Genomic DNA, 1,953 nt, shown 5'->3' on the forward strand with positions numbered 1-1,953 from the left:
GCCCGCCCCCCGCGCTGCACGGCCAGCACCCCGTCGCCCACGGCCAGGGGCGGCAGTTCCGCCGAGCCGCGCGCCGACTGGAATTCCAGCAGGCACGACAGGGGAGAGAACGGCTCGCTGCCCTGCCCGGAAAGGGTCCATTCACCGCCGCCGGTGCCCACCAGCAGCTTGCGGGCGGGCATCATCCAGCGCACGGCGCTGACCGTTTCCGAGGCGATGGTGACGGTGACCGCGTCGTCGGCCTGGAGCGGGCGCGAGACGTCCATGTTCTCGTAGCAGCCGGTACGACTGGCCCAGATGGTCTGCGGATGGCTGCGCGACCCGGCGAAGCACAGCCGCTGCTGCCAGAACTGCACCGACGAGGGGTAGTCGTCCGTCCCTTCGAAGGGGTTGCGGTGTTCGGGCGGACCTTCGGCAAAGTCCGGCGTGCGGCCCGTATCGGCATAGGTTTCGCCCGTGGCTGCGGTACCCAGCAGGCCGTAGACAGACGCTCCGCCGCCCGCCTTGTACACACGGTATTCGCTGGCCCCCTCCACGGCGGTCCAGGTCAGGTTCACGGCGCTCCCTTCCGCGGGCGTGCCTGCCGTCACGGCCAGTTCCGCCGTGGGCAGGCTTTCCTCGCCGGTGTCCACGGACACGGCGGTGATCACATAGCGGTGCTGGCGCGTGCCCGACGGTGCCCCCGTGGAGCGCAGCCCCGTGGGCGTGGCCACGCGCGGGCCGAAGTTCACCGCCACCAGCCGCCAGTCGGCATGGCCGTGGCGTTCCAGCTTGCGCGGGGCGGCATGGGGCGTGACCAGATAGAGCACGTCGGCGGACTGGCACCAGCGCAACGTGGGCAGATGTTCCGCCGCGTAGGGTGTAGGCACCGTCAGCGGCGCACCGTCTCCTCCCAGCACCAGCCCGCCGCGCCACCACACCCGCAGCCGTTCCGGCGCGAATTCCAGCACGTAGGCCTGCTCTTCGTTGAACACGAAGGGCACCAGCCGGGGTGGCACTGTTTCATCGGCGCAGGCTCCCATGAAGCGCAGGCCGGGCCGCCGGAAGGCCGGGCCGTGCGGGTGCAGCAACATGTTGCGCAGCACGCGGCAGCCGCTGGCATACCGGGCCTGGTCGCCCCGCGCGGCCATGAGGGGCGACAGTTCGCCCGCGTTGAAGCTGTTCTGGATCAGGGTGGTGCGCGCCATGGGTTACCTCGCCATGAGCCAGGGGTTGATCTCCACGGGGTCGGACGCCCCCTCGGCGGCGTCGGCCACGCGGGCGGCCTCCAGGGCATCACCGAACCGCTGGAGCATGGCCTGCTCGGTGCGCGAACTGTTCATGAGCGGCACGGCCAGCGCGGCGGCCAGACGGCGGGCCAGCGCCTCTACGAACAGCGCCGGAAAGCGGGCCGGGTCGGTGACGCGCACGGTCAGCACCGCCTCCGCCGGTGCCGCATCGGTGTAAAGAGTGCGCGCCTCCACCACCTCGAAGGGCGGCTCGCCGCGCAGGCGACGCACCCGCAGGCAGTCACCGGGCAAACGATAGGCGCAGGCAAAACCGAAGGGCGGCACCGCCGCCAGCGGGGCCAGCGAGGTGTAGCGGGTGGCGAAGTTCCAGTGGTGGTGCTCCAGCAGTTCGTCGCGGGCTTCCGCGTAGTAGCGGGAGCACAGGTCCGCCTCGCGCGAGGGCTGGTCCAGGGCCACGATTTCCGGCGCGCCCAGGTAGCGCAGGGCCTTGTTGCAGATGGACACCTCGCTGGTCTGGACGGAACTGGTGACCGCGCTGGGGGTAAAACCGGCGCTCATGACCGCCCCCTGCCACGCGGGCGGCCACCACCTGTTCTGGGTGACCCGGTTACTCCGCTGACTCCGGTATCCTCCGCCGCCACGCGCTGCCGTTCGCGCAGGTGACGGGCCGTAGCCCGGCGCATGGCGGCGCTGGGCGGCAGGTCGGGTTCCGCCGCCGGTGCGG

At 71.5% G+C, this 1,953-nt stretch carries 2 protein-coding genes; both read right to left on the bottom strand.

Annotated features, from left to right (window positions below; translation table 11 throughout):
• Positions 1-1,187, bottom strand: a 1,187-nt coding sequence (locus FVW27_RS14405) for a phage tail protein (RefSeq protein ID WP_481850165.1), incomplete at its 3' end; no start/stop codon positions are given.
• Positions 1,188-1,190: 3 nt separating this feature from the next.
• A complete protein-coding gene (locus tag FVW27_RS14410) occupies positions 1,191-1,787 on the bottom strand; it encodes a phage connector family protein (RefSeq protein ID WP_167126368.1) in 597 nt (198 codons plus the stop codon).
• Positions 1,788-1,953: the final 166 nt, after the last annotated feature.

It is taken from the genome of Nitratidesulfovibrio liaohensis, from assembly GCF_011682075.1.
Taxonomy (GTDB): domain Bacteria; phylum Desulfobacterota; class Desulfovibrionia; order Desulfovibrionales; family Desulfovibrionaceae; genus Cupidesulfovibrio; species Cupidesulfovibrio liaohensis.